Source organism: Blastocatellia bacterium, from assembly GCA_025054955.1.
Taxonomy (GTDB): domain Bacteria; phylum Acidobacteriota; class Blastocatellia; order HR10; family J050; genus JANWZE01.
In genome coordinates this window covers 1-7277 of record JANWZE010000125.1, presented here as the reverse complement: position 1 = coordinate 7277, position 7277 = coordinate 1, and the positions used below count along the sequence as shown (strand labels likewise).

At 58.0% G+C, this 7277-nt stretch carries 6 protein-coding genes and 1 tRNA gene; all 7 read right to left on the bottom strand.

Features of this window, described 5'->3' with window-relative positions:
* Window positions 1–208: 208 nt before the first annotated feature.
* Window positions 209–297 (bottom strand) — tRNA-Leu (locus NZ823_15440).
* A gap of 145 nt (window positions 298–442) precedes the next feature.
* Window positions 443–2377, bottom strand: a complete 1935-nt coding sequence (gene dsbD, locus NZ823_15435) for a protein-disulfide reductase DsbD (protein MCS6806520.1) — start codon at window positions 2375–2377, stop codon at window positions 443–445.
* An 82-nt stretch (window positions 2378–2459) separates the two neighbouring features.
* A complete protein-coding gene (locus NZ823_15430; protein ID MCS6806519.1) occupies window positions 2460–3563 on the bottom strand; it encodes an ABC transporter permease in 1104 nt (367 codons plus the stop codon).
* Window positions 3564–3640: 77 nt separating this feature from the next.
* Window positions 3641–4753 carry an alanine dehydrogenase gene (ald, locus tag NZ823_15425; protein MCS6806518.1) on the bottom strand — a complete coding sequence of 371 codons (1113 nt, stop codon included), beginning with the start codon at window positions 4751–4753 and terminating at the stop codon, window positions 3641–3643.
* Window positions 4754–4839: 86 nt separating this feature from the next.
* Entirely contained in the window at window positions 4840–6357 is a 1518-nt protein-coding gene (locus NZ823_15420; GenBank protein MCS6806517.1) for an aldehyde dehydrogenase family protein, read from the bottom strand.
* A gap of 29 nt (window positions 6358–6386) precedes the next feature.
* Window positions 6387–6644, bottom strand: a complete 258-nt coding sequence (locus tag NZ823_15415; protein MCS6806516.1) for a hypothetical protein — start codon at window positions 6642–6644, stop codon at window positions 6387–6389.
* Window positions 6645–7074: 430 nt separating this feature from the next.
* Window positions 7075–7277, bottom strand: a 203-nt coding sequence (locus NZ823_15410) for a hypothetical protein (GenBank protein MCS6806515.1), incomplete at its 5' end; no start/stop codon positions are given.

Genomic DNA, 7277 nt, shown 5'->3' with positions numbered 1-7277 from the left:
AAGCGCCGAGGCAGATTCCTCTCCTGACTCGTTTACGTTCTCACGAGAAACTCCGGCAGGGCGATGGGCACTTGACGCGCTGCTCAAAAAGAAGGCCTCACTCGGGCCTCACTCGTTTCCATCCTCATGAGAAACCCCGGCAGGAGGCTGTGTCTTGTTAGGATCAAGTGAGTCGGTTCAGGGGTGGCCTATTGCTCGCGGCGAAGGATGGTGCCGGGGATGGGATTCGAACCCACACGGTCCTTTCGGACCCTGGGATTTTAAGTCCCATGCGTATACCAGTTTCGCCACCCCGGCCTGTCTCATCCGAAGCGGCTACAAACCTATCACCTTGCGCTTGGGTCTGTCTAGCGGTGAACCGGCAGGAGGCCGCCAGCGGCGGAGTTTGTGCTCATCCCGGGAAGGCCAACGAGGCCATCATACAGGCCGCGCTGAGGTGGCCTTAGCTGATCGGCTCCACCCGCTTGATGCGCTCGAGGAAGTCGCCTGCTTTAATAAAGCCGACCACCCGCGCCTCTTTGACTTCACGGCCCTGCTCGTCAAAAAACAGAATGGTCGGCACGCCGGTAATGCCAAATTGCTTGCGTAACTGCTCCACTTCGGGTGAACCAGTTTTGGTCAGGTCCACTTTGACCATGACGAACGATTTGGTTGCTTGAATGACGCGGGCATCGCTGAAGGTGAACCGGTCGAGTTCTTTACAAGGAATGCACCACTCAGCGGTGAAATCCAGAATCGCCGGCCGACCTTGTTGGCGGACTTGCTCCAGCAGCGTCGGCGTATATGGCTGCCATAAGATCGCCTCCTTGGCCGGCGTCTTCGGCACCACGAACCAAATTCCTATGGCAATCGCAGCCACGCCAACGGCTTTTTTGATCCAGCTAAACGTGGAGCCGCCACGGCTGGTCTCCAGCCAGCCTAGATAGATGCCACTGGCGACAGCCAGCGCCAATGCCAACCAGGGCACCAGCCGGTCGGGCAGCAGCGGCGCAAGGAAATAGAGTGCCATGCCGATCATGGCGCAACCAAGCATCCGTTCCACCCAAATCATCCACACACCAGACCGGGGTAATTTTCTCAACCCGCCGGAGAAAAAGCCTAACACCACATACGGCGCGCCCAGTCCCAATGAAAGCGTGAAAAACATGATGAAGCCGAGCCACGGACTGCCGGTCACGCTCACGTAGGTGAGCAACCCCAGCGTGACCGGGCCGACGCAGGGCGCGGCCACAACACCGACCAGCAAGCCCATGCTCAGCGCGCCAAGCATGCCGGCGCCCGATTGACCCGAGACTTTGTGCATGAGGAAGCTAGGCGGCCGAATTTGGTAGACCCCAAAGAGGCTGAGCGCCAACATCACCATGACACCAGCAATGACAATCAGCACCCACTGGTTCTGCAACAGAGCGCCAAACATCTGTCCAGTGAGCGCTGCCGCCACGCCCAAGCCGGAGTAGGTCACGGCAATGCCCAGCAGATACATCAAGCCAAGCGCCAGGACGCGCGCCGTCCGACCTTCGCTTTGATTGGTGAAGAAGCCGATGGTGATGGGGATCATCGGGTAGACGCACGGCGTCAGGTTCAATCCCAAACCGAGCACGAAGATGAAGAGCAGCGTCAAGAACAGGCCTTTCTGTTGGAGCAATTGTCCGATCTCGCCCTGCTCATCGGCGCTTGGAGGCGTCGGCGGCTGCTCGACGCGTTGGCCGGACGATGGGTCTTGTTGCCCGCCCGTTGCAGTTGGCGGGGTTGGTGTCGGCGGCTGTTGCGGCGGGATCATCGTGCCCGTCGAGCTGAAAATCGTCGCGTTGATCTGTCGGCTTGGTTTATCGGCGCTGACCACACGAACAGGAATGACCACGTCCAACGTGACAGGCGCTTCGCAGACTTCATCATTACAGGCTTGATATTGGAGTTTGCCTTTGATCAGTTTCTCGCCAGGCGCGACATCACGCGCTACCGTGAGCGGCACACGCATGATGACCCGCCCCTCATACACATCCAGCGGCTCGTCAGCGAACTCAAACTTCATCCGCTTGGCAGCCGGATACTGCACCGGCCCGATGGTGAAACCATCGAGCGGTTCCAATGTCAACTCTGTCGGAATTAAGAAATCCAACGTCGGCTTGTGCGCATTGATATGCCAGGGCTTCTCCAGCTCAGCAATGACGGCTGCTTGAAATGAGCTGCCCGGATGCGCCTGATCCACCGAAAGCAGCACACTTGTCTTGACCCGCTTGGGTGGCTCCGGCGTTTGGCTTCGCGCTGCGCCGAGCAGGAGTGTCAATGCGATGACAATCACAGCACAGATGGCTTGGGCTCTGCCATACGAGCGAATGATCTTTGAGAGACGACTTGTCATTGTGATTTTGTTCATCGTTGCTCGGACTCGCTGGAAATGGGATGTATGACTTTTCATAGGATATTGCTTGTGCGAACTTCGATCTTGGTTCCGTTGGTTATTCATAACTGAGCGCTTCGACGGGGTCTTGTTTGGCGGCCAGCAGGGCTGGATAGAGCGCGCCGATCAACCCGCTGGCCAAGCCAACCAGGCCAGCCAGCAGCAACCAGCGCGGTCTAAAATCAACCGCCATATCCATCGCGGTTCGCAACCCAATTCCCACCGCATAGGAAACGATCAGTCCGACGAGCACGCCGATTAGACTGATCACGAATGCCTCTTTTTCGATCACTGCGGCGATGAACCGCTTGGAAGCGCCCAGACTCTTGAGAATGCCGATTTCACGAGTTCGTTCTTTAATGCTCGTATACATCGTCAGCAGGATGACCAGCATGCCGATCACCGCTTCCAATCCGATGACAACATCCAAGAACGTATTGATCGCCGGCGAGGCCTGAGCGTAAATGGCTGGCAAGTCACGCGTCAGAATAATGCGACGTGGCCGTGTCCCGAAATGTTCTTGTATGCGTTGCGCGACCAGTTCTTGTTCCGCCGGCTGATGCACGCGAATGAGAAACGTCGAGCATTGATCCACGCTGCCTGATGCTTGTTGCATCACATCAAGGGGAATCTTGATGCGAGGGCCGCTCTCTGGCGTGTAGATGCCGACCACACGAAACGGCCGGCCAAACAACTCAATCTGAGCGCCGACCGGGGCGTTCTGTTTCTTTGCGTAATCTGTATCCACGATGGCTTCGTCGCCGCCGCGCAGAAAACGTCCTTCAATGATTTGAATATGGCTGACCGCGCGATACTGCTCGATGGGGATGCCTTCGACCGAGCGGATGCCGATGCCCGTGGTCGAAGTGATGAAATACTGGCCGACCGGCACGACGGCTTTGACCCCTTCAATTTGCCGCAACTGCTCGGCCTCTCGTACCGGCAGACGCAATGACGCCCATGAATCAACGCCGCCCGCTTCGCCGTCAACCACCATGATCTCCGCGCCGATATTGGCCTCACGTTCGGCGCGGGCGCGGATCATGCCATGGACCAAGCCGAGCGTCAGCATGGTCAAGCAAACTCCGAGCGCCACGCCCAGCACGCTGATGCTGGTGCGTCCCGGACGATGTTTGATATTGGCTAAAACGAGATCGTCCATTGTGTGGTCAGCAGTCCGTGACCGGCGCAGACCGGTCAGCGTTGCTTGGCCGCCGTGGCTTGCTCATCGGAATCGCTTCAGAGCAATTCGTCAAGCGGCACGTACGGCCGATTCTGCGATTCAGCGACGGCTGCATGCGTCACGTGGCCTTGGTACGTATTGACGCCGAGTTTGAGGCCGGGGTCCGAGCGAATCGCTTTCTCAAAACCCAACGAGGCCAACTTCAACGCATACGGCAACGTGGCATTGGTCAAGGCGAACGTCGAAGTGCGCGGGACAGCGCCGGGCATGTTGGCCACACAATAGTGCACCACATCATCAACGACGAACGTCGGTTGACTGTGCGTTGTCGGGTGAGAAGTCTCGACGCAGCCGCCTTGATCCACGGCGACATCAACAATCACGGCGCCTTTGTGCATGGTGGGCAGCATTTCTCGCGTGATCAATTTGGGCGCCGAGGCGCCCGGAATCAGCACCGCGCCAATGACCAGGTCAGCATTCTCGATCGCCTGCCAGATGTTGTAGGAATTTGATACCAGCGTGCGAATCTGACTGCCAAAGATGTCGTCCAGGTAACGCAGTTGATCGAGGTTTTTGTCAATGATGGTCACTTGCGCGCCCATGCCGACGGCGATTTTGGCAGCGTTTGAGCCGACGACGCCGCCGCCGAGAATGACGACTTTCGCCGGCAACACGCCCGGCACGCCGCCGAGCATCACGCCACGTCCACCGTTGGGCCGTTCCAGGTAGGTAGCCCCGACTTGCACCGACATGCGACCGGCCACCTCGCTCATCGGCGTCAGCAACGGCAAGAAGCCTTGCGCGTTGGTGATCGTCTCATAGGCGATGCCCGTCACTTTTTTATCGAGCAGCATTTGCGTCAGGACGGGCGCCGGCGCCAGATGCAGATAAGTAAACAGCAGTTGTCCCGGACGCATGCGCGCGTATTCCGGCTCAATCGGCTCTTTCACCTTGATGATCATGTCCGCTCGCGCCCACAGCTCATCGGCTGTCGGGACAATCTCAGCGCCGGCGCCAACGTATTCTTCGTCGGCAATCCCACTACCCAGGCCAGCTTGATACTCAACCAGCACCGTGTGTCCTTCGTCTTTCAACGCCTTGACGCCAGCCGGCACCAAACCGACCCGATATTCGTTATCCTTGATTTCTTTGGCTACGCCAATAATCATGCTCGCCTCCTCATCAGCGATCAGGCAGCAGCAATCGGGCATCAGGCTTCGGGCACGCTGACTCTGAGGCCCGAAGCGCGGGGTCTTCAGGTGTCAATTTGTGCTCGCTGCAATGTGCCACTGTAGTCAATATAAACGGCCTTCCACTCGGAGAAGAGATCAAGAGCCTGCACTCCAGCTTCACGATGCCCGTTGCCCGTCTCCTTGGTGCCGCCAAACGGCAGATGTGTTTCCGCGCCGATGGTCGGCGCGTTGACGTAAAAGATGCCTGTGTCCATGTCGCGCATGGCGCGAAACGCTTTGTTCACATCCTGCGTGTAGATGGCCGCCGACAAGCCGTATCGGACGCCGTTGCCGATTTCAATCGCTTCCTCCAGTGATTGGCATGGAATGACCGAGACAACCGGCCCGAAGATTTCTTCCTGAGCAATCCGCATCTGGGGATGGACATCGGCGAAGATGGTCGGCTCGATGAAGTACCCGTGCGCATACGCGCCTTTGGTCAAGCGATGGCCGCCGCACACGAGTTTGGCTTTGTCTTGCGTGCGGCCGATCTCGATATATCGCAAGTCTGTTTCCAGTTGATCTTCGCTGACCGCCGGTCCCATGTCAGTGCGTTCATCCAGCCCGTTGCCAACACGCAGCGACCGCGCTCGCTCGACGAACATGGCGAGGAATTTCTTATAGACTTTCTTGTGCACAATGATGCGGCTGGCCGCCGTACAGCGTTGTCCGGTGGTGCCGAAGCCGCCCCAGATGGCGCCATCCACGGCTAATTCCAGATTGGCATCTTCCATGATGAGGATAGGATTTTTCCCGCCCATCTCCAGGTTGCAGCGTTTGAATGACGGCGCGCAGGCTTGTGAGACTTGCCGCCCAATTTCGGTTGAGCCGGTGAATGAAACCAACTTGACATCCGGATGCGTCATCAGCGGCGTGCCGACCTGCGAGCCAGACCCCGTGACCAGATTGACGACGCCGGGCGGAATGCCCACCTGCTCGCACGCCTTGACGAGGTTCAACATGGAGAGCGGTGTATAGGTGGCCGGCTTCATCACTACGGTGTTGCCGCACAGCAGAGCCGGAATCATTTTCCAAGAAGGGATGGCCATCGGAAAATTCCACGGCGTGATGATCGCGCAGACGCCCAGGGGCTGACGGATTGACATGGCAAATTTGTTGCGTAACTCCGAGGGCGTCGTTTGTCCATAGAGACGACGGCCTTCGCCGGCGGTGAAGTAGGTGATGTCAATCGCTTCTTGTACATCGCCGCGCGTCTCTTTGAGAATCTTGCCCATTTCGCGCGTCATATCGCGTGCATACGCCTCTTTGTTTTCAACCAGTAGTTGGGCGAGTTTGTAGAGCAGTTCGCCGCGCTTCGGCGCCGGTACCAGCCGCCATGATTGATAAGCTTCTTGTGCGGCCTCCACCGCGCGGTTGACATCTTCATGGTTGCTGTTGGCAAAGAGGCCGATGAGGTCGCGTGTGTCGGCTGGATTGCGATTCTCAAAAAATTCGCCGGTGACCGAGGGCACCCATCGGCCGTTGATGTAATTCAGATAGCGTTGCGGTTGTGTTGTAAATGCAGCTTTTGCTTTGGCCATAAACCTCCTCCATTGATCAGAGCGGAATGTCACCGTGGCTGCAAGTGGCAGACCGTGCACTGAAAACGCTCATCTTTCCAGGCTTGCGGATGCTGCTTGGGGATCGGCTTGAGCGCCACGGCCGTTTCCGGGTGGTGACAATTCAGACAATCCTGGCGCGTCTTAGCAGCCCGATGCTGCGGCGATGCCGACAGCGGCGTTGGCTTTGATCCGGTTGACGACAACCAGATGAAGAACAGAATAACAGCCAGCGTGCCGGCCGCAAAAATCCAATCCGCTTTCTTCATGTATGGCCTGGCGATGAGATCACTTCGTCAGAAATTTTGAGAAGGCAATCTAACAAACCGAGATAGGCAGTGTCAAGAAAACGAGCAACCGGTTGAGGCATCGGTCTGGCATGTGGAGAAGAAGACCATTTTCTTGGGATGGCCCTCGCTGTGCGGGCGCCCGCTGACGTTTCGCGTTTTCGTGTCGCAACAGCGCAGGCCTGTAGCAGCGTCATCGTGTGGCCGCCCGCTGACGTGTGCTGTTTCTCTGTTGCGACGATGCACGTTTGCAGGAGCGGCGCTGTGTGGGTGCCCGCTGAAGTTTGGTGTCTTGAACCGAGCAAGCTGCGGAAGCAGCAGTGGCGGCGGCAGCCGCGCACCAGCGGGTAGCCAGACGTGCAACGTCTGGAAGGGCGTCACCTCCACTCCTTCGCGCTGAAGGGGTGCCACCTCATTCTTCCATCGGCCCGTTCATGCTGTTTGGTCGCTGGCCACAAACGTGCACGTCTGGGGGCGTCTCCAACGCGCCACTCTGGTTCGATCGGCTGTTCCAGACGTTGCACGTCTGGCGACCTGCTGTTTGCGCCTCCGGCGCACGCTGAGCTTGGACGTTTTCCGAGGAATCACCCTTATGCCCAGCGCACGCCACGAACG

Bases quoted from the DNA above. Each gene is read 5' to 3' on its own strand.
- dsbD (MCS6806520.1), bottom strand. From the start codon at position 2,377: ATGAACAAAATCACAATGACAAGTCGTCTCTCAAAGATCATTCGCTCG.
- NZ823_15430 (MCS6806519.1), bottom strand. From the start codon at position 3,563: ATGGACGATCTCGTTTTAGCCAATATCAAACATCGTCCGGGACGCACC.
- ald (MCS6806518.1), bottom strand. From the start codon at position 4,753: ATGATTATTGGCGTAGCCAAAGAAATCAAGGATAACGAATATCGGGTC.
- NZ823_15420 (MCS6806517.1), bottom strand. From the start codon at position 6,357: ATGGCCAAAGCAAAAGCTGCATTTACAACACAACCGCAACGCTATCTG.
- NZ823_15415 (MCS6806516.1), bottom strand. From the start codon at position 6,644: ATGAAGAAAGCGGATTGGATTTTTGCGGCCGGCACGCTGGCTGTTATT.